15 protein-coding genes are annotated in these 20,207 nt (G+C 67.3%); 8 read left to right on the forward strand and 7 right to left on the reverse strand.

Going from position 1 to position 20,207, the window contains the following annotated elements:
* Window positions 1–204: 204 nt before the first annotated feature.
* Genes tilS through V3B30_RS09480 form a run of 3 tightly spaced genes read left to right on the forward strand, consistent with a single transcriptional unit; the run spans window position 205 to window position 2,656 of the window.
* Entirely contained in the window at window positions 205–1,491 is a 1,287-nt protein-coding gene (tilS, locus tag V3B30_RS09470) for a tRNA lysidine(34) synthetase TilS (protein WP_262084415.1), read from the forward strand.
* Between the two features lie 36 nt (window positions 1,492–1,527).
* Window positions 1,528–1,788 (forward strand): exodeoxyribonuclease VII small subunit, encoded by a 261-nt coding sequence (locus V3B30_RS09475; RefSeq protein WP_005410522.1) that lies wholly within the window; start codon window positions 1,528–1,530, stop codon window positions 1,786–1,788.
* On the forward strand, window positions 1,778–2,656 hold the full coding sequence (locus V3B30_RS09480; RefSeq protein ID WP_262084413.1) for a farnesyl diphosphate synthase: 879 nt from the start codon (window positions 1,778–1,780) through the stop codon (window positions 2,654–2,656). Before V3B30_RS09475 ends, V3B30_RS09480 begins: the two co-directional genes overlap by 11 nt.
* Before the next feature lie 92 nt (window positions 2,657–2,748).
* Here the strand turns inward: V3B30_RS09480 and V3B30_RS09485 are convergent, their stop codons facing one another.
* Together V3B30_RS09485 and pmbA are read right to left on the reverse strand one after the other, a co-directional pair.
* On the reverse strand, window positions 2,749–3,120 hold the full coding sequence (locus V3B30_RS09485; protein WP_100473510.1) for a DUF4870 domain-containing protein: 372 nt from the start codon (window positions 3,118–3,120) through the stop codon (window positions 2,749–2,751).
* Window positions 3,121–3,207: 87 nt separating this feature from the next.
* Window positions 3,208–4,575, reverse strand: coding sequence for a metalloprotease PmbA (gene pmbA / locus V3B30_RS09490; RefSeq protein ID WP_100473511.1), 1,368 nt, complete (start codon window positions 4,573–4,575; stop codon window positions 3,208–3,210).
* A gap of 68 nt (window positions 4,576–4,643) precedes the next feature.
* Here pmbA and yjgA point away from each other — a divergent pair, with 68 nt between their 5' ends.
* Complete coding sequence (gene yjgA, locus V3B30_RS09495) at window positions 4,644–5,231, forward strand: ribosome biogenesis factor YjgA (protein WP_100473512.1); 588 nt, start codon at window positions 4,644–4,646, stop codon at window positions 5,229–5,231.
* A 41-nt stretch (window positions 5,232–5,272) separates the two neighbouring features.
* Here the strand turns inward: yjgA and tldD are convergent, their stop codons facing one another.
* From tldD to V3B30_RS09515, 4 genes are read right to left on the reverse strand one after another with little or no spacing between them, the layout of a single operon-like run.
* Window positions 5,273–6,718, reverse strand: a complete 1,446-nt coding sequence (gene tldD, locus V3B30_RS09500) for a metalloprotease TldD (protein WP_262084412.1) — start codon at window positions 6,716–6,718, stop codon at window positions 5,273–5,275.
* A 59-nt stretch (window positions 6,719–6,777) separates the two neighbouring features.
* On the reverse strand, window positions 6,778–10,635 hold the full coding sequence (locus tag V3B30_RS09505) for a YhdP family protein (protein WP_262084411.1): 3,858 nt from the start codon (window positions 10,633–10,635) through the stop codon (window positions 6,778–6,780).
* A gap of 30 nt (window positions 10,636–10,665) precedes the next feature.
* Window positions 10,666–12,153 (reverse strand): ribonuclease G, encoded by a 1,488-nt coding sequence (rng, locus tag V3B30_RS09510; protein ID WP_005418079.1) that lies wholly within the window; start codon window positions 12,151–12,153, stop codon window positions 10,666–10,668.
* The gene (locus V3B30_RS09515; protein ID WP_100475231.1) at window positions 12,146–12,754 is read right to left on the reverse strand and encodes a Maf family nucleotide pyrophosphatase; all 609 of its coding nucleotides are present in this window, start codon (window positions 12,752–12,754) and stop codon (window positions 12,146–12,148) included. The genes rng and V3B30_RS09515 overlap by 8 nt, the downstream gene beginning before the upstream one ends.
* 130 nt (window positions 12,755–12,884) lie before the next feature.
* Here V3B30_RS09515 and V3B30_RS09520 point away from each other — a divergent pair, with 130 nt between their 5' ends.
* The 3 genes from V3B30_RS09520 to V3B30_RS09530 all read left to right on the forward strand — a co-directional run bounded on the left by V3B30_RS09520 (window position 12,885) and on the right by V3B30_RS09530 (window position 17,480).
* Entirely contained in the window at window positions 12,885–13,622 is a 738-nt protein-coding gene (locus V3B30_RS09520; protein ID WP_100473515.1) for an SIMPL domain-containing protein, read from the forward strand.
* A gap of 216 nt (window positions 13,623–13,838) precedes the next feature.
* Complete coding sequence (locus tag V3B30_RS09525; RefSeq protein ID WP_100473516.1) at window positions 13,839–14,489, forward strand: energy transducer TonB; 651 nt, start codon at window positions 13,839–13,841, stop codon at window positions 14,487–14,489.
* A 198-nt stretch (window positions 14,490–14,687) separates the two neighbouring features.
* The gene (locus tag V3B30_RS09530; protein ID WP_100473517.1) at window positions 14,688–17,480 is read left to right on the forward strand and encodes a TonB-dependent receptor; all 2,793 of its coding nucleotides are present in this window, start codon (window positions 14,688–14,690) and stop codon (window positions 17,478–17,480) included.
* Between the two features lie 85 nt (window positions 17,481–17,565).
* Here the strand turns inward: V3B30_RS09530 and V3B30_RS09535 are convergent, their stop codons facing one another.
* On the reverse strand, window positions 17,566–18,618 hold the full coding sequence (locus V3B30_RS09535) for a hypothetical protein (RefSeq protein ID WP_262084410.1): 1,053 nt from the start codon (window positions 18,616–18,618) through the stop codon (window positions 17,566–17,568).
* A gap of 141 nt (window positions 18,619–18,759) precedes the next feature.
* Here V3B30_RS09535 and V3B30_RS09540 point away from each other — a divergent pair, with 141 nt between their 5' ends.
* On the forward strand, window positions 18,760–20,181 hold the full coding sequence (locus V3B30_RS09540) for a basic amino acid/polyamine antiporter (RefSeq protein WP_262084409.1): 1,422 nt from the start codon (window positions 18,760–18,762) through the stop codon (window positions 20,179–20,181).
* The last annotated feature ends 26 nt before the right edge of the window (window positions 20,182–20,207 follow it).

Below are 20,207 nucleotides of genomic sequence, written 5' to 3' on the forward strand. Positions count from 1 at the left end.
CGGGGTGGGTCCGGTTGCGGGGGCGTGAGCCGCATGGATGCGGCGACCGAGCTTACATGGACGTACTTGCAGCGTCTCCCGCAACCGGACCCACCCCGCCAACCCTCAGGAAACCAGCTGTTGCTGTTGCTTCGGCCGTTGCCGTTGCTTGCGCGTCTGCGGGTGCAGGGCGCAGCCCTGCCGAGCAACCCTATACTTGCCGCCGTGACTGCCTTCCCTTCCCTCGTTCCGCTGGATGCACCACTGCTGGTGGGCTACAGCGGCGGCGTCGACTCGACCGTGCTGCTGCACTGGCTGTGGCACTGCGCGCGTGCCTCCGGCACCACGCTGCGTGCGGTGCATGTGCACCACGGCCTGCACCCCGATGCGGACGACTGGGTGCTGCACTGCCAACAACAATGCGCAGCACTGGGCATTGAACTGGCCGTGCATCGCGTGCAGGTCGACCACACCCTGGGCCTGGGCCTCGAAGGCGCGGCACGGCAGGCGCGACGCGCCGTGTTCGCCGCCGAACTGCGCGACGGCGAAACACTGGCGCTGGCGCAGCACCTGGACGACCAGGCCGAGACCTTCCTGCTGCGTGCCTTGCGTGGTTCCGGCGTCGATGGCCTTGCCGCGATGTCCGCGGACAGCCGCCTGGGCGAACACCGTTTGTGGCGACCGCTGCTGGCGGTGCCGCGCAGTGCGCTGCTCGACCATGCCCGGCAATACGCACTGCATTGGATAGAAGATCCCAGCAATGCCGACGACCACGCCGATCGCAACTTCCTGCGCCTGCAGGTGCTGCCGCTGCTGCGCCAGCGCTGGCCGCACGCCGCTGCGGCACTGGCGGGCAGCGCGATGCACTGCGGGCAGACCCGCGAGCTGCTGGAGGAGGAAGACGCCGAGCTGATCGCGCATCTGGAGGTCGTACCGCGGGTGCTGTCGCTGCAGCTGCTGCGCCAGGTATCACCGGGCCGTGCGGCACGCGTGCTGCGCGCCTGGGTGGCCGGCCACGGTGCGGAGCCGCTGCCGGCCACGGTGCTGCAGCAGGCACTGGACGAGCTGCTGCCGGCCGGCAACGATCGCCAGGCGCGGGTACGCTGGCACGATCATGCCATCCAGCAATGGCGCGATCATGCCTATCTCCTGCCCGCGCAGCTGCCGGCGCTTCCCCATGATTGGCAGGCCGAATGGGATGGACGCGCGCCATTGGCGTTGCCCGATGGCGGTCAACTGTGCCTGCAGGGCGCCCCGGCCTTCGAGCGCCGATTGCAGGTCCGTGCACGCGTGGGCGGGGAGCGCATCCTGCTGCCCGGTCGCCCGCATTCGCATGCGCTGAAGGACTGCCTGCAACGCGAACACCTTGCCCCCTGGCGACGCGCCCAACTGCCGCTGGTCTTCGATGGACCACAGCTGCTTGCCGCCGCCGACGTGGTCATTGCGGCTCCCCTGCAGGCCTGGTTGCAGGCCCATGACGCGCAGCTGCAGTGGCGTCCCGGCGGCTGGTGAATTGACCCCCGCCCGCGGCCCGTCCACACTTGCCACATGGCCAAGAAGTCCCCCGAAAACGCCTCCCCTGTCGCCCAGTTCGAGCAGTCGCTCGAATCGCTGGAGCAGTTGGTGGAGCAGATGGAAACCGGCGAGCTGAGCCTGGAAGCCTCGCTCAGTGCTTACGAACGTGGCGTCGGTCTGTACCGCCAGTGCCAGCAGGCGCTGGAGCAGGCCGAACTGCGCGTGCGCCTGCTCAGCGATCCGGCGCAGCCGGAAGCCTCCGAGCCTTTCGATCCGCCCAGCCATGACGGCTGAGGTTCTGTTCGCGCGCTGGCGCGACCGTATCGAAAGCCAGCTCGACGCTGCCCTGCCCTCGCCTGCCGAAGCACCGCAGGGCCTGCACCAGGCCATGCGCTATTCCGTGCTGGGCGGTGGCAAGCGCATGCGTCCGCTGCTGGTGTATGCCAGTGGCCACCTGTTCGGCGCACAGCCTGAAAACCTGGATGCGGCGGCGATGGCCGTCGAGCTCATCCACGCCTATTCGCTGGTGCATGACGACCTGCCGGCGATGGACGATGACGCCCTGCGACGCGGCAAGCCGACCACGCACATCGCCTTCGATGAAGCCACCGCGATCCTGGCCGGCGACGCCCTGCAGACCCGTGCCTTCGGCCTGCTGGCCGATGCGCCGCTGCCGGCCACGCTGCGCGTGGCCTGCCTGCAGACCCTGGCCCACGCGTCCGGCGCCTCCGGCATGTGCGGCGGCCAGGCGCTGGACATCGATGCCACCGGCCAGCAGCAGGCACTGGCGGCACTGACCCGCATGCATGCACTGAAGACCGGCGCGCTGATCCGTGCAGCGGTGCGCATGGGAGCGCTGTGCGGCCAGGCCCACGAGCCGCAGCTGGCCCAGCTCGACAGCTTTGCCGACGCGCTCGGCCTGGCCTTCCAGGTACGCGATGACATCCTCGATGTCGAGGCCAGTTCCGAACAGCTGGGCAAGACTGCCGGCAAGGATCAGGCACATGACAAGAGCACGTTCCCCGCCCTGCTCGGCATGGACGGTGCGAAGGCCCAGCTTCACGAACTCGCAGCACGCATGCAGGCGATCCTGGCCGGATATGGCGAGGAAGCCGATCCGCTGCGTGCGCTGGCAACACTGGCGGTGGAGCGCGATCACTGATCGCTGTCGGGCTGTGCGCCCGCCGGGCGTGGCCCACATGGAAACGCCCGGCAATGCCGGGCGTTTCTTTTTGCGTCGTTGATCGTTGCCGCTTACTTGATCAGGCGCAGGGTGAACGGGTAGCGGTAGGCTTCGCCGTTGTTGGCCTTCACTGCGGCAATGATGCAGAACACCAGGTTGATGATGCCGACGATCGGGGCCAGGATGCCGCCGATGATCACGATCATCAGGATGATGCTGATGACCATGGCAATGGTCACGGTGATCTGGAAGTTCAGGGCTTCCTTGGCCTGGTCGGTCACGAAGGCCTTGCCAGCATCGTCCTTGTTGATCAGCCAGATGATCAACGCGCCGATGAAGCCGGTGAAGATGCCCAGCAGGTGCGCGGCCAGGGCCATGGTGCGCTGGTCGGCCGGCACGTCGGTGGTGGCCGGCGGCGGCGGGACGTTATCGAATTCGCTCACGACAAAACTCCTTTTCATTGGGTGGTCTTGACCCACCAGCACCAAGCTGGTCGCGTCAGGCGGGCATAGCTTACGCCATCAATGCCATCAATCATTACCGGCGATGGTCATCCGCCCCAGCAGGATCGAACCAGTCCGGATGTGCGAGCGCGGATCGACGTCGCTGCCAACCGCCTCGATACTGCTGAACATCTCACGCAGATTGCCGGCGATGGTGATGCCGTCCACCGGGTACTGGATCTCGCCGTTCTCGACACGGAAGCCGCCCGCGCCCCGCGAGTAATCGCCGGTCACCCCGTTCACGCCCTGCCCCATCAGCTCGGTCACCAGCAGGCCGTCGCCCATCTGCCGGGCGATCTCCTCCAGCGGGCCGGCATTGGCCGCCAGCTGCAGGTTGTGCACGCCACCGGCATTGGCGGTGGTCTGCAGGCCCAGCTTGCGCGCCGAATAACTGCCCAGCACGTAACGCTGCAGGACGCCGTCACGGACCAGCGCCGAAGCACGGGTGGCCACGCCGTCGCCGTCGAACGCGGCCGAACGCAGGCCGCGGCGCAGGTGCGGCAGTTCGTCGATCTGCATCCATTCCGGGAACAGGCGCTGGCCGACGCTGTCCAGCAGGAAGCTGGCCTGGCGGTACAAGGCGCCGCCGGACACCGCCGACAGCAGGTGGCCGACCAGGCTGCGCGCAACTTCCGGGGCGAACAGCACCGGCATGCTGCCGGTGGCCAGCGAACGCGGCTGCAGGCGGGCCACGGTGCGCTCGGCGGCACGACGGCCGACCAGGCCCACGTCTTCCAGATCCTCCCGGGCCAGCGCGCTGGTGTACCAGCCATCACGCTGCATGCCATCGCCCTGGCCGGCGATCAGCGCGCAGCCGATCGAATGGTGGGTGCCGCGCTCACGGCCGAAGAAGCCATGCGAGTTGGCATACACCGACAGGCTCTGCATGCTCGACACCGAGGCGCCGTCGGAATTGCGGATCTGCACGTCGGCCTCGCGGCCGGCGGCCTCGCAGGCCAGGGCCAGGTCCACCGCCTCATCGGCCTGAAGCGCCCACGGGTGCCAGGCATCCAGATCCGGGAAATCGGTGGCCATCAGCGCCGCCTCGGCCAGGCCGGCGGCCGGGTCATCCTCGGTATGCCGGGCGATCGCACAGGCCTGCTCGACCGTAGCGGCCAGGCTGGCCTCGTTCAGGTCGCCGGTGCTGGCACTGCCCTTGCGTTGGCCGAAATAGACGGTCACCGCAATGCCCCGGTCGCGGGTTGACTGCACGGTCTCCACTTCACCCAGGCGGACATTGACCTCCAGGCCACGGTCCTCGCTGCAGCTGACCTCGGCCTGGCTGGCGCCCAGCGCGCGGGCGCGGTCGAGCAGCTGCTGGGAGAGGTCGGCCAGCCGTTCCAGCCGGGCCGGGCTGTCGTCGCCGACGGCCACTTCAGGGGCGATCACGTTCAATGCTTTATCCTGTGCGGGTTGGGCCCGGCATCACGCCGGGCGACTTTTTTTGAGATCAGGTAGGGACGATGCGCGGACGCGACGAAGAAACCGGTGAATTCCACGACAAGAGCCGCAGCCAGAACCGGCGCGACGCACTCGACGTGCTGGCCCTGGGCGAGAAGCTGGTGTCGCTGACCCCGGCCCAGCTGGCGCGCCTGCCGATTCCGGAAGACCTGCTGCCGCACATCGCCGAGTGCAAGCGCATCACCGCCCATATCGCCCACAAGCGCCAGCTGGCGTTCCTGGCCAAGCACATGCGCCGCGAAGAGGACGCCACGCTGGATGCGATCCGCGATGCGCTGGACGCCAACAGCGAAACCGGCCGCCGCGAAGTGGCGATGATGCACCGCGTGGAAGACTGGCGCGAGCGCCTGCTGGCCGAGGGTGACAAGGCGCTGGCTGCACTGCTGGACGACTACCCGCAGGCCGACCGCCAGCAGCTGCGCACGCTGGTGCGCAATGCGCAGGCCGAGAAAGCGAAGAACAAGCCGCCGCGCGCCTATCGCGAGATCTACCAGGTGCTGCGCGGCCTGATGCTGCCGGCCGCGCTGGGCCTGAAGGCCAGCGCCGAAGACGCCGCCCCCGTCGAGGGCGACGAAGCCGACGAGGACTGAGTCCGCGCCGGCCAGGGCGGTGGCCGCGGCCATCGCCATGCTCAGGCCTGGGTACCGCCGACGGTGATGCCCTCGATCAACAGCGAGGGCTGGCCGACACCCACGGGCACACTCTGCCCGTCCTTGCCACAGATGCCCACGCCCTCGTCTAGGGCCAGGTCGTTGCCGACCATGCGCACCTTCTGCATGGTTTCCGGGCCGTTGCCGATCAGGGTCGCGCCCTTCACCGGCGTGGTGATGCGGCCATCCTCGATCAGGTAGGCCTCGGTGGCCGAGAACACGTACTTGCCGCTGGTGATATCGACCTGGCCGCCACCGAAATTGACGGCGTACAGGCCCTTCTTCACCGAACGGATCATTTCCTGCGGGTCGTGCTGGCCGGCGCGCATGTAGGTGTTGGTCATGCGCGGCATGGTCAGGTGCGCGAAGGATTCGCGGCGGCCGTTGCCGGTCGGCGCCACGCCCATCAGGCGGGCGTTGAGGCTGTCCTGCATGTAACCGACCAGGATGCCGTCCTCGATCAAGGTGGTGCACTGGCTGGGATGACCCTCGTCGTCGATGTTCAACGAACCGCGGCGACCGTCCAGCGTGCCGTCATCGACGATGGTCACGCCCGGGGCGGCAACGCGCTCGCCGATGCGGCCGGCGTAGACGCTGGTGCCCTTGCGGTTGAAGTCGCCTTCCAGGCCATGGCCGACCGCTTCGTGCAGCAGCACGCCGGGCCAGCCCGGACCAAGCACCACCGGCATCACCCCGGCCGGCGCCGGCACCGCGTCCAGGTTCACCAGCGCCTGGCGCAGCGCTTCGCGGGCGAACGCTTCGGGGCGGCCGTCGGCGAACAGCTGGTCGTAGCCATAACGGCCACCGCCACCGGCATAGCCGGACTCACGACGGCCGTTCTGCTCGACGATCACCTGCACGTTCAGGCGCACCAACGGGCGCACGTCAGCGCCCAGCACACCGTCGCTGCGGGCGATCAGTACCGTATCGACGCCGCCGGACAGGCTCACCATCACCTGCTTCACGCGTGGATCGGCGTCACGCAGGTAGCCATCCAGGCGCTTGAGCACCTCGACCTTGGCCTCGTTGCCGATGCCATCGATCGGATCCAGCGCCGGGTACAGCGCGCGCGCGTTGCCGCGCAGCAGCGATCGCCCGGACTGGGCGCCGCCCTCGCGCGAGATCGCGCGCGCCGACTGCGCCGCCGCCAGCAGTGCGTCGGCATGGATGTCATCGGAGTAGGCGAAGCCGGTCTTCTCGCCGGAAATCGCCCGCACGCCCACGCCCTGCTCGATGGAATGGGCGCCGCCCTTGACGATGCCGTCTTCCACGCTCCAGCTCTCGCGGCGGGCGTGCTGGAAATAAAGGTCGCCGAAGTCCACACCGGGGCCGAGCAGCTGGCCGAAGGTGCGCTCCAGGCCAGCGGTATCCAGGCCGCCGGGGCGCAGCAGGCGGTCTTGGGCAAGCGTCAGGGCGATATCAGTCATGGTTCTCGATCTGGGGATGCGGGGGCGCTCAGGCAAGCCCCGTGAATAGGGAACCGCGCTCAACGCGAGCGCGGCAGGCCGGTGACGGTCGGCGGAATGGTCGGTGCAGGTGCCGGCTCGGGCGGTGATGGGGTCTTGTCGCGGCTGCGCTCGATCACTTCCACCTTCGGTTCCTTCCATGGACCGGTCACCTTGTAGGTACGGGCGCCAATCTCGCCCAGCGGCTTGGACAATACCGCATTGGTGGCCGCGCCCAGCGCCGCCCCCACCGGGCCACCGGCCACCGCACCGACCACGGTCAATAGGTTGCCCGCGCGCGGGTTGACGTCGATGGTCTGGTCGAATTGCTGGTTGCGCAGGTCGGCCTCGCCACGGATGGTGATGTTGGCTGCCGGGCCTTCGATCAGCACCTTGTCGGTGCGCGCCATGCCCTGGCCGAACTGCATGCTGCCGTCGATCTGGTTGAACGCGAAGCCCTTGGAGAAGAAGTCGCGGAAGTCGAACATCAGACGCCGCGGCAGCTGGGTCACGCTGAGCAGGCCCAGCACGCGGCCTGCGCCCGGCTCCAGCTCCAGCAGCTGGCCGTTGCGCGCGTGCAGGTCCAGGCGTCCCTGCAGGTTGCCCAGCTGGAAGTCCGACGGACCGCCACTCCACGTGGCCTGCAGCTGCGCCTGGCCGGAACCGCCACGCAGCTGGCCACCGTAATCGAGGTTCTGCATCAACCCGCCCAGATCCTCGCTGCGCACCTGTGCGGTCAGCTCGGTGCGGCCCCCCCCGGTAGGGCCCAACCAGCGACCGCTGATGTCGATCTCCTGGTCCGGCGCACGGAAGCGCAGCTCGTCCACGTTCAGGCCATTGGCCAGCGGGCGCGTACGCAGCACCGCTTGCCCCAGCACCACCTTACCGAACTTCAGGTCGGCGATGTCCAGCGCGAATGGCGGCAGCTTGGCCGGGTCCATGTCGTTGGCGCCGGCCTGTACCCGTGCCGGTGCGGCCGGTGCACCTGGAACCGCCGGCAGCGACTGCCAGTGCACGCGGTCCAGTTGGCCACTGATGGTGCCGCCGTCTGCATTGGGGACGGTCAGGCGCCCGGCCAGCGACGGGCCGTCCAGGCGCACATCCAGTGCCTGCGCTCCCGGGCGCAGCTGCAACCGGGTCTGCTCGAACACGCCACCGATCAGCTTCAACTGGCCGACCTGCACGTCCACCGCACGCAGTGGCATGGTGTCGTCATCACTGCCACCACGCGCCAGGCTGATCCATTCCAGGGCGTCCAGGGTCGGGCTGCGGCCATTGACGGTCAATCCGCTCGGCGACGGCTCGCGATCGACGTGGTCGCTGCCCAGCGTCACCTGCACCCCGGTCTGGTTGTTGTGGCTGCGTGCGGCCAGGGCCAGGCGCTGGCCGAAGGCCACATCGATGCGCCCGGCGCCCATCGGCAGCTGCGCGGCTACGGTGGTCGCCAATGGCTCGGCAGCGGGTTTGTCCAGCGGCGCCGGCAGGTCCAGCCGGGTGCCGACCAGGTCCGAACTCAAACGCAGCTCGCTGGGCGGCGCAGGTGCCCCGGGCGCCACCTTGGGCAGGTTGACCGCGATGGTCCATGCCGAAGTGCCGGAGATGTAAGGCTTGAGCCAGGCCATTTCCGGTGCGCGGTCGATCAGCACGCCGGCATCAAGATGGGCCGTCAGCTGCGACTCGAAGGCCCGCGTGCTGTCGTGCACGTAGCCGCCGGCGCGCAGGCTCAGCCGACCGTCCTGGCCAAGGTGGCGCACCGACAGTGCCTCGGCATCGAAACCGCCATTGCTGTAGCGCGCCTGCCCGTGCATGTTGTCGAAGGCGAGCTGGAAGCGCTTGTCGACCAGCTTCACGCCGGCCAGATCGACCGTCCCCTGCAGGTGGCCGCCACCCTCATCGTGGTGCAGTGGCTGCAGCAGATCGAAGGTCACATGCGCCGGGCCAGCGGCGGTGAGGTTGTCCAGGGTGTCGCCATAATCCTTGTGCAGCGGGCTCTGCCGCAGCATTGCCAGCAGTTTGCCGGCCTCGCTCTGCGCATCGGCGCGCACGTACAGCGGCTGCTGCCCGAAGTCCTGGATGCCTGCCTCGAATTTCTGCACCGCCACGCCCGCCAGGTCGCCGCGCCCGTGCATGTCGAAGCCGGGGCCGATGAAGGCGATATCGGCATCGACCTGGCTCATCAGCGGCCAGTCGTGCTGGAAGCGGATGTCGCCGTTGGTGATGTGGCCGGTGGCCTCGAAGCGGCCATCGTTGTTGTCGAACGGCCAGTCGTCCAGGTCACCGCTGACCAGGCCGACGCCATTGCGCACCTGGCCGCCGGCCAGCGCCATGTCCAACCAGTCGGTGGCGCCCTTGCTCATCTTGGAGTGGATCCAGAAGCGCTTGGCTGCGGTCATCGGCACATCGTCCAGCTTGGCCGCCAGCTGCAGCCACGGCCGGGTGCCGTCGCCCTGGAACCAGACACCACCGCGCACATCGGCCGCATAGTCGGTGCCTTCCACGCGCATCGCCGCCGTGCCGATGCGCCAGCCACCGCCTTCATCGCGCCAGCCCACCACCTGGCCCGCCAGATGCAGATCGTGGCGCACGCCGAAGCCGGTCGGCCAATCGAACTGCAGCTGTCGTTGCGGCGGCAGCTGCAGGCTGAAGCCATCCGCGTCGCCTTCGAAGCGCCCGCCCAGGCCGCGCAGGCCGGGCGAATTGCCCACGCTGGCGAAGCCCAGCGACTGCAGCTCGCCCTGTGCCCACAAGGGGCCATCGCGTTCGCCGGCCAGCGTCAGGTCGCGAACGTCCAGCTGCGGCCTGGACAGGAAAAGCCAGCGGCGCAGGCCCGGTTCAAGGCGATCGCTCAGCGCCAGTGCGCGCAGCGCAATACCGGCCTGCACCGCACCGGCGTTCACCCGCAGCTGCTGGCCGACCTGCAGCTGCAGGCCATCGAGCTGCTGTTCGCCTTCTTCGGTCTTCAGGCGCAGGCGCGGTACCTGCAACGCCCAGCCATCGGCCTGGCGCTGCCAGCGCAGGCGGGCCTGCAGCCGTTGCAGCTGCAGCTGCGGTGCCGCCATGCCGGGCATCGGCGCGCCGTCAATGCGCACCTCGCGCAGGTCCGAATCGGTGGTCAGCGCCACCGGTGCGAAGTCTCGCAGGGTCAACCACAGGTTCAGCTCGCCCTTGCCCTCGCGAAGGCGCGCACCACCGGCCGCCAGCAAGGGCGACCAGGCATGGAAATCGACCGGGTCGGCGCCCAGCCAGGCCTGGCCGTTGCCGCGCACACGGTCCACGTCCAGTACCGCAGTCAGCGGCAGCGCTTCGGCGTGCGCCCAGGCGCGCACGCCCACACGCAGGCGATCGCCATTGACCCGCATGCGCAGGTCGATGCGCGGCAGGGTGGTGTCGATGCCCAGCGCCGGCGCGTGCACGCCCAGGCGGCCTCCGATCACCTGCAGCTCGCCCAGCCGGCGCATCGCATCCAGGGGATCACCGCCGTTGCCGGGCTGCGGCAACCCGCGTACCGACCAGCGTCCATCCTCGTCCTGCTGCAGGTCCAGCACCAGGCCACGCAGGCGCAGCTCGGTCAGCGAGCGCCCCGGCAACAGCCCGCTGTACATCGACACCAGCACCTCGGCCTCACCGATCGCCAGGCCCTGCCCGGCGCCGATGCGCAGGCCCTTCAGCTGCAGCAGCGGGCCGCGGCGGGTCCAGGCAGTCTGCAGCTGGTCGAAACGCACCGGCTGGCCGGCACGCTCACTCAACCAGGCGGCAATCCTGTCGGGATGACGCTCGGCCAGCGGCAGCAGCTGGCTGAGCGTGCCCACCAGCAGTGCAAGCCCGACCAGGCCCACCGCACAGGCGGCGATGAAATGACGGCGGATCCTTCGCAGTCGCAGGCGCGGCGGCGCACTCATCGGCCACCGCCGGCCTGCAGCCGGCGAGGATCAGAGCAGAACGACATCGAATTGCTCCTGCAGGTACTGCTCGTCCGCCTGGAAACGGATGCTCTTGCCGAGGAACTCTTCCAGCTCGGCCACCGCCGAGGATTCCTCATCGGTGATGCGTGCGACCACCTTGGTCGAAGCGATCACCAGCAGGCGCGCGGCATCGAACTGGCGCACGGCACGGGTGATCTCACGGAAGATCTCGTAGGTCACCGTCTCGGTGGTCTTGATGCTGCCGCGGCCGCTGCACTGCGGGCAGGTCTCCGACAGCTGGCGCTCCAGGCTTTCCACCGTGCGCTTGCGGGTCATCTCCACCAGGCCCAGCGGCGAGAAATCATAGACCGTGGTCTTGGCATGGTCGCGGGCCAGTGCCTTTTCCAGCGTGCGCAGCACCTGGCGGCGGTGCTCTGCATCATCCATGTCGATGAAGTCGATGATGATGATGCCGCCCAGGTTGCGCAGCCGCAGTTGCCGCGCCACCGCCTGCGCCGCTTCCAGGTTGGTGCGGAACACCGTTTCTTCCAGATTGCGCTGGCCGAGGAACGAACCGGTATTGACGTCGATCGTGGTCATCGCTTCGGTCTGGTCGATCACCAGGTAGCCACCGGACTTGAGTGGTACCTGCTTGTCCAGCGCGCGGCCGATCTCGTCCTCCACGCCGAACATGTCGAAGATCGGCCGGTCACCGGAATACAGCTCCAGCTTCTCGGCCAGCACCGGCATGTACTTGGCGACGAAGGCCTGCAGCTGGCCGAAGGTCTCCTTCGAGTCCACCTTCACCTTGTCCACGTCCTTGCGGATCAGGTCGCGCACCGACCGCAGCGGCAGGCTCAGGTCTTCATAGATGATGCTGCACGACGGCGCTTCGCGGCCGCGGCGTTCGACCACGTTCCACACGCGCGACAGGTAGGCGATGTCCTCGGCAATGGCCTCGGCCGGCTGGCCTTCGGCGTTGGTGCGCACGATGTAACCGTAGCCACCGTGCTGTGCCGACAATTCGGTCACCAGCGCCTTCAGGCGGGCGCGCTCGGTTTCGTCTTCGATGCGCGCCGACACGCCCACCACCTTGGACTGCGGCAGCAGCACCATGTAACGCGAGGGAATACTGATCTGCGTGGTCAGGCGTGCGCCCTTGGTGCCGATCGGGTCCTTGACCACCTGCACCACGATATCCTGGCCATCGCGCAGCAGCTCGACGATCGGCACGCTGGCCGGCGGCGGCAGGGTGGTGTTCTCGGTGTCGGCGCTGGCCACCGGCGCCGGGCGCACTACGTCGTTGGCATGCAGGAACGCCGCCCGCTCCAGGCCGACTTCGACGAAGGCGGCCTGCATGCCGGGCATTACCCGCTGCACCTTGCCCTTGTAGATGTTGCCGACCACGCCACGGCGCCAACCGCGCTCGATGTGCAGTTCCTGCAGCATGCCATTTTCGATCACCGCGACCCGGGTCTCGCGCGGGGTCACGTTGACCAGGATTTCCTCAGACATCGGCAGCCTCCCTGGCGGCATCGGCAGTGGGGGCCGGCACGCCACAGCGCGCCAGCAGACGATCGGTGTGCAGCAGCGGCAACCCCATTACACCGGAGTAGCTACCGGAAAGGTGTTCGATCCAGCGTTCGGCCCCACCCTGGATGGCGTAGGCACCGGCCTTGTCCAGTGGCTCGCCGGTGGCGACATAGGCGGCGATGTCGGCGGCGTCGATCGGGGCGAAGGTCACCTCGGATATGACCAGCTCGCTGTCCAGGCCGGCCGCGTCGACCACCACGACCGCAGTCATCACCTGGTGGGTGCGCCCGGCTAGTCTGGCCAGCATCGCCCGCGCATCGGCGGCATCGGCCGGCTTGCCGAAGACCTCGCCATCGAGCACCACCTCGGTGTCCGAACCGAGCACGCGCGCCTGCGGGTCACCAGCCAGTACCTCGGCCAGGCCGGCGCGCGCCTTGTCGGCGGCGACCCGGCACACGTACTGCTCGGCACTTTCAGCCGCCGCGCGCTGCTCGACGACCTCCAGGTCCAGGGCCTGGAAGGGGCGCCCGAGTCGGGACAGAAGCTGGTTGCGTCGGGGGGAGCGGGAAGCAAGATAGAGCATCGGCACAGCATAACCTGAGGCCGCCACCTGAATCGCCGGCAACCCGTTCCGGAACGCGTACAACCCCGAACAGGCTCACAGCGCGTTCATCGCTACGACACCACCCTCACTGCCACAACAAGGAGATCCCATGCGCCTGACCGCCACCCCGTTGCTGCTTGCCCTGTCCCTTGCCCTTGGAACCTCGATGACCGCCCATGCCGCTCCGTCGTCGCCGTCGATCGCCGCCGCGGCCGAAGGCACCCTGTTGAACATCTCGGCCAACGCCGAGGCAACCCGCGTGCCGGATGTCGCCACCCTCTCGGCCGGCGTGGTCACCCAGGCCGCCGACGGCAACAGCGCCATGCGCCAGAACGCCCAGCAGATGGACAAGGTGCTGGCCGCGATCAAGGCCGCCGGCATTGCCGAGCGTGACGTGCAGACCAGCGGCATCAGTCTCAATCCGCAGTACCGCTATGCCGACAACGAAGCGCCGAAGATCACCGGCTACCAGGCCAACAATACGGTCAGCCTGAAGGTGCGTGACATCGCCAAGCTCGGCAAGGTGCTGGATGCCCTGGCCGCTCAGGGTGCCAACCAGATCAACGGCCCCAGCTTCGAGATCGACCAGCCCGAACCGGTCTATGACGAAGCCCGCCTGGCCGCCTTGAAGAAGGCCCAGGCCCGCGCCCAGACCTATGCCAAGTCGTTGGGCCTGCAGGTGCGCCGCATCGTCAGCATCTCCGAGAACAGCAACGGCGGCTTCCGCCCGATGCCGGTGATGCGCACCATGGCAGCCGGTGCGGCGATGGACAAGGCCACCACCGTCGCGCCGGGCGAATCGACGGTCTCGGTCAACCTGGACGTGGTGTTCGAACTGGGCCGCTGATCGCGTCCGCCGCGCTCGACCCGGGCGGGCCCCGCAGGGGGCCCGCCTTTTTCATGCGCGCCGCCGGCACTGGCTGAAGGCCAGCCCAACGATCTTGCCCCTGCCTCTAGGCAGTGGCCGCCATGCCGCGCTACTGATGGACTGCCAGCCGCGTGCGGCAACCCCGCCACGGGCCCTGGTGCGTTGAGGACTTCGTCACTGGCATGGAGGTGGATCATGGTTCGTACGTACCCCGTTGCATCCCCGCATTTCGACCCTGCCCGCGTTGCCGCCTGGAGCGCGGCGATCGCCCTGCATCTGCTGGCCTTCCTGTTGCTGCTCATCCCTGCGACCTACCAGGCGGTGCAGGTCCCGCGTGACAAGACCACGGTCAGGCTGATCGAGAAGATCCCGCCGACACCGCCCCCGCCGGTGCTGCAGGAACCGAAGGAAGTGGCCCGGATCGTGCCGAAACCGCAGGCCCAGCCGGTCACGCCGCCGCTGCCGGCCCCCACCGCGACCGTGGAGGAAACCCAGGGCATCGCACTGCCGGCGGCCGAACCGGCCCCGCCGCAACTCGCGCCGAGCATCGACACGTCCACCCCGTTGGCCGGCGCCCAGTTGCAATACCGCAGCGCCCCGCCGCCGAGCTACCCGATCCAGTCCCTGCGCAACCACGAACAGGGCACGGTGCTGTTGCGGGTGGAAGTGGACACCCAGGGTCAGCCAGTGGCCGTCAGCGTCGAGCGCAGCAGCGGCTCACGCAACCTGGACCAGGCCGCTCGCCAGCAGGTGCTCAGGCACTGGCGCTTCGAGCCTGCCCAGCGTGACGGCGTGGCGGTTCCGGCCATCGGCATGGTGCCGGTGCAGTTCTCGCTGCCGGATTGAGCGAGCTTCCGGCCCGGCCTCGCGCCGGGCCGGCCGCCTGCCTTCAGCCGCCGAGACTGCGGACAGGCGCGGACCAAGCGTTACCGATTAAGCAAAAATTCACGACTTCGTCACCTGCTGGAAACCTAGATTGGCATGTCCCGGTATCGATCCGGCGACAGCCCTCAACGCTACGGTTTTCCAGTTAGGAGAGAAGCTGTGAAACACCCGATCCAACGGCCCGCCAGCCGCCGCAGCACCCTGGCATCGTCCATCACCCACATCCTCACCGGCGGCGCCCTGTTGCTGGCCGGCGCCGTCGCTTCCTCCTCCGCCTTCGCGCAGGAACAAGCCACCAACCTCGACCGCATCACGGTCACCGGCTCCAACATCCCCCGCACCAACACCGAGACGCCCTCCCCGGTACAGGTGGTGAGCCGCCAGGAAATCGACCGCAGTGGCAAGACCACGCTGGCCGAGTACCTGCAGACCATCACCGCCGATGGCGCCGGCTCGATTCCCAAGACCTTCGGCAACGGTTTCGCCGGCGGTGGCGCCGGCATCTCGCTGCGCGGCCTGGGCGCGGGCTCGACGCTGGTGCTGTTGAACGGCCGCCGCATGGCGACCTATGGCCTGGCCGACGACGGCCAGAAGGTGTTCACCGACCTCAGCACCATCCCGCTCGATGCCGTCGAGCGCGTGGAAGTGCTCAAGGATGGCGCCTCGGCGATCTATGGCTCCGACGCCATCGCGGGTGTGGTCAACATCATCCTGCGCAACGACTTCCAGGGTGCGATCCTGCGCGCGTCCTACGGCCTGTCCGGTGACAGCGACGGCGATACCAAGAAGGCCACCCTGACCGCCGGTACCGGCGACCTGTCCAAGGATGGCTGGAACGCGTTCTTCAGCCTGGACGTCGGCAAGTCCGATGCGATCAAGATCAGCGACCGCAAGAACCGCAAGTGGATCGGTACCGGCGATACGCGCCCGTGGGGCTATGACGCCACCGATGCGCAGTTCCTCGGCGGCCCCTACCTCAGCGGCCGCACCAACGGCGGCGTCGGCCCGAACGGCTCGGTGTTCAACAATGACTCGCCGTCGCCGCACCTGGTCGCCCTTCCGGGCTGCGCCAACCTGAGCACCATTCCGGGCCAGACCGAAGCCTCTTCGGCGGCCCAGGGCTGCCTGTGGGATCCAGCGCAGCAGTATCGCGACCTGACCCCGGAAGAGAAGTACATCAACGTGTTCGGCCGCGCCACGTTCGCCTTCGGCGAAGGTGGCGAGATCTACACCGAGATCGGCTACTCGAAGAAGGAAACCATCTTCAGCAATACCCCTTCCAGCGTGTCCGGTGGCTGGGGCTTCCCCGGCGGCCCGAAGAACGCCAGCAGCGGTGACGGCGCGACGATGCTCTATGCCGGGCATCCGGACAACCCGCTGCCGTATGCGGCGCGCCTGCGCTACAGCGCGTGGGATGTCGGCCCGCGGGTGACCAACAACACCAACGAGTTCAACCGTTTCCTGGTCGGCGCCAAGGGCAACTGGGGCGACTGGAGCTACGACACCGCCTACCTGCATTCGGGCACCGACCTGGTCAACAAGCGCACCGGCTTCCTGCGTTACAGCTCCGTGCTGTGCGCGCTGGGCAACCCGAACTGCGCAGGTGGTACGTGGCGCATCGGTGACAACGCAAACCTGAACTCGCAGGCGCTGTACGACTACATCTCGCCGACGATCAGTGCGCGCGCCAAGTCCAGCCTGGACATGTTCGACTTCACCGTGTCGCGCAGCCTGGCCGACCTCAAGGGTGGCCCGCTGGGCCTGGCCATCGGTACCGAGTGGCGCAAGACCAGCAACAGCCTGACCCCGCAGACCTACACCGACCAGGGTGACATCATCGGCCTGGGCTACTCGGCCTACGACGGCACGCAGAACGTGTACGCCGGCTACGTCGAACTGTCGGCGCCGGTGCTGGAACAGCTGGAACTGTCCGGCGCGGTGCGTTATGACAAGTACGAAAGCGGTGAAGGCAAGGCCACGCCGAAGCTGGGTGTGAAGTGGACCCCGGCCGACTGGATCGCGCTGCGCGCCAGCTACGCCGAGGGCTTCCGTGCGCCGAATCCGGCCGAGAACGGTGACGGTGGCCTGGCCGCCTTCTCCAACGCCCGCGATCCGGTGCGTTGCGCCATCGATGCCGACGAGTGCACGCCGCGCTCGATTGCGATCATCACCCGCCCGAACAAGGACCTGAAGCCGGAAGAGTCCAAGAGCTACTCGGTGGGCCTGGTGCTGCAGCCGACCTCGACCACCTCGATGACCGTCGATGCCTGGCAGATCAAGCGCACCAACGAGATCGTACAGGGCAACACCGCGGCAGCCATCCTGGCCGGCAACGTGCTGCGTGATTCCAACAACATCGGTGGCGTGCCCAACTCCGGCAGCATCCTGGCCGTCAACACCGGCTACGTGAATGCCAGCTCGTCGCGCGTTCGCGGTATCGATACCGATATCCGCCAGACCTTCGATATCGGCCCGGGCCAGCTGGAGCTGGACCTGCAGTGGAGCCACATCCTGAAGTTCGAGCGTACCGAAGACGGTGAGACCGTCGACTATGCCGGCACGCACGGCAACTGCGACGTGACCAACTGCATCGGCACGCCGAAGGACAAGATCAACTTCGGCACCACCTGGAAGCAGGGTGCGTGGAGCGTGAGCGGTGTTGCCAACTACATCAGCAAGATGGACAACACCGACAAGCGTGGTGGCGACTACCAGGCGTTCTACGAGGATGGCACGCCGGTGACGAAGATCTCTTCGTTCACCACCTTCGATCTGTCCGGCCGCTGGAACATCACCGACGCCTTCGAGCTCAATGCCTCGGTGGCCAACGTGTTCGACCGCATCGCACCGCTCGATCCGACCACCTACGGCGGCGTGAACTACAACCCGATGCACTTCTCCGGTGCACTGGGCCGTTATTTCACCGTGGGTGCCAAGTACACCTTCAAGTAATCCTGCAGCAGCGTCACCTGCAAAGGCCCGGGCCAACACCCGGGCCTCTGCATTTTCAATGCCACCCGGCATTGTCGAGCCAGCGTCAGCCGAACAACCATAGCCAGCACATCCAGCAGATCAGCAGCACCGCAGCGGTGGTGAGGCCCCAGAAGCAACGCTGGTACAGACGCCGTTCGGCCACCTCCGAATTGAGATCATCACGAGCGGACTGCAGCACCTTCTGCAACGTCAACTTCTCCTTTCTCAGATCAGCAGCGACTTTCTGCATGCCGGCAAGCAGCTCCTCGCTCTGCTTCAACTGGGCAGATAACCTGCCATGGCTCTCTTCCAGTGCAAGACTGCGTGCGCTCGCCCCTGCCACCTCGGACTGCAGCAAGGCTTCCCGCCCGCTCGCCGCCTGCAGGTCCTTTTGCTGGCTGCGCACCAGCGCCTCCAGATAATCGTTGCTGCTGGGATTGCTGAGGACCATCGCCTGCAGGAATCCACGCTCGCTTTCCAGCAAGCGCTTGATTCTTTCGAGGTATCGAGCTTCCTCCGCATCACTGGTTTCGTCCTCGGGAATGGTATAGCCGTAGATCGGCACCCTGCCGATATCCACTTCGATCACTGCAATGCCCAGTTGCCGGAGGCCATCTTGTTTTGCAGCATCCACAGCATGTGAGCGCCTGACCTCAAGCAGGAACTTCCCGTCCCACTTGGAACCCAGATCATCCTCGCTGGTGAACTCGACATACAAATCTGCCCGATAATCGCCCCTTCCCGGCACCTGCCACTCCTGCTCCACCCGGGAGATCGAGATTCTCGATTCACGCCAGCGACGAGGCCCTTTTCTGGTAGGAAGCGAAAGGGACAGCTGCACATGATCCAGCCGACTGAAAGCCTCCTTGAACAACAGATGCTGCAGCGATTCGCCTCCCGCTGCCGCTCCGCCCTTCGCACCGTCGATATATGCGAAGTACCACGACCGCCCCTTCATCACGTGCTTCACTGGGCGCCGCTGGCCTGCACGGTGCGTTGAGAAATAGCGATCTCCCGTGGGTTCTCCCGCATAGTCCCTGTTGCGACGGTGGCCCACAGCCTGCGCCGTAACGTACTCGGTTCCATCGGGAGTGAGAAAGGCCCGCGATTTGGTCATGGGGGTGCGCGCTCATGGAGGGAAGCCGACTATGCCAACCTTCCATCGCACCCGATGAGATGGATAAGATCGATGACCCGAATGCAACTGCTGCACTGCCCGGCCAAAAGGCCGATGGGATGACCGCAAGGGAACCAAAGCATGCCCTCGTCCAACCACCGTCTCGGCCTGCCCGCGTTGACTGCACTGGTAGTCGGCTCGATGGTCGGCGCCGGCATCTTCTCATTGCCGCAGAACGTTGCGCGCAGCGCCGGCCCGGCCGCCGCGATGATCGGCTGGGCGCTTAGCGGTGCGGGCATGCTGATGCTGGCCTTCGTGTTCCAGGCCCTGGCCAACCGCCGGCCGGACCTGGACACCGGCATCTACGCATACGCGCGGGAAGGCTTCGGCAACTACATCGGCTTTTCCGCGGCATGGGGTTACTGGGTTGCCTCGGTGCTCGGCAACGCCAGCTTCTTCGTGCTGATCTTCAGTGGCCTCGGCCACTTCATGCCCATCTTCGGGGAAGGCAATACCCCGGCCGCCGTGGCCGCATCGTCATTGCTGTTGTGGACCGTGCACCTGTTGGTGCTGCGTGGCCTGCGCACTGCCGCCATCGTCAACGGCCTGGTGACCGTGGCCAAGCTGCTGCCGATCGCACTGTTCCTGATCCTGGCCGCCGGCGCGTTCCGCATGGACGTGTTCCGCGCCGGTTTCCTCGGCACGCCTGCGCTCGGCGACCTTGGCCAGCAGCTGCGCGGCATGATGCTGGTAACCGTGTGGGTGTTCATCGGCATCGAGGGCGCCAGCATCTATTCGCGGCGCGCCGCACGCCGCGCCGACGTGGGTCGCGCCACGGTGATCGGCTTCCTCGGTGTGTGGCTGCTGCTGGTGCTGGTCAGCCTGTTGTCGATGGGCGTGCTGTCGCAGGCGGAACTGGCCGGACTGCCCAATCCGTCGATGGCCTATGTGCTGCGCGCCATTGTCGGCGAATGGGGCGCGACGGTGATCATCATCGGCTCGATCATCTCCGTTCTCGGTGCGCTGCTGGCCTGGGTGCTGCTGTGCGCCGAAGTGCTGTATGCCGCCGCAGGTGACGGCACCATGCCGGCCTTCCTCGGCCGCGAGAATGCGCGCGGCGTACCGGCCAATGCACTCTGGTTGAGCAACGGCCTGATCCAGCTGTTCCTGCTGCTGGTGCTGGTCAATGCAGGCAGCTACACCGGGCTGGTGCTGCTGGCCGCATCGATGAGCCTGGTGCCCTATTTCCTGTCCACCGCGTTCGGCGTGCAGTTGGCCTGGCGCGGGCAGGCCTACGTTGGCGAACCGCGCGTACGCTGGCGTGATTTCGGGGTGGCACTGCTGGCCAGTGCGTATGCGCTGTGGCTGGTGTATGCCGGCGGGCTGGACAATCTGTTGTTGTCGGTGCTGCTGTACGTGCCCGGTGTAGTGCTGTTCGCACTGACCCGGCACCAACGCGGCGAGCGGGTATTCACCCGCTGGGAGTGGGTACTGTTCGGCGCGATCCTGGCGGTGGCGATCGCCACGCTGGTGGCGTTCTGGCGAGGAACACTGACACTGTAGCCAAGCCATGCTCGGCTGCTGCGGAT

This window comes from Stenotrophomonas sp. SMYL41, from assembly GCF_036319965.1.
GTDB classification, from domain to species: Bacteria; Pseudomonadota; Gammaproteobacteria; order Xanthomonadales; family Xanthomonadaceae; genus Stenotrophomonas; species Stenotrophomonas maltophilia_R.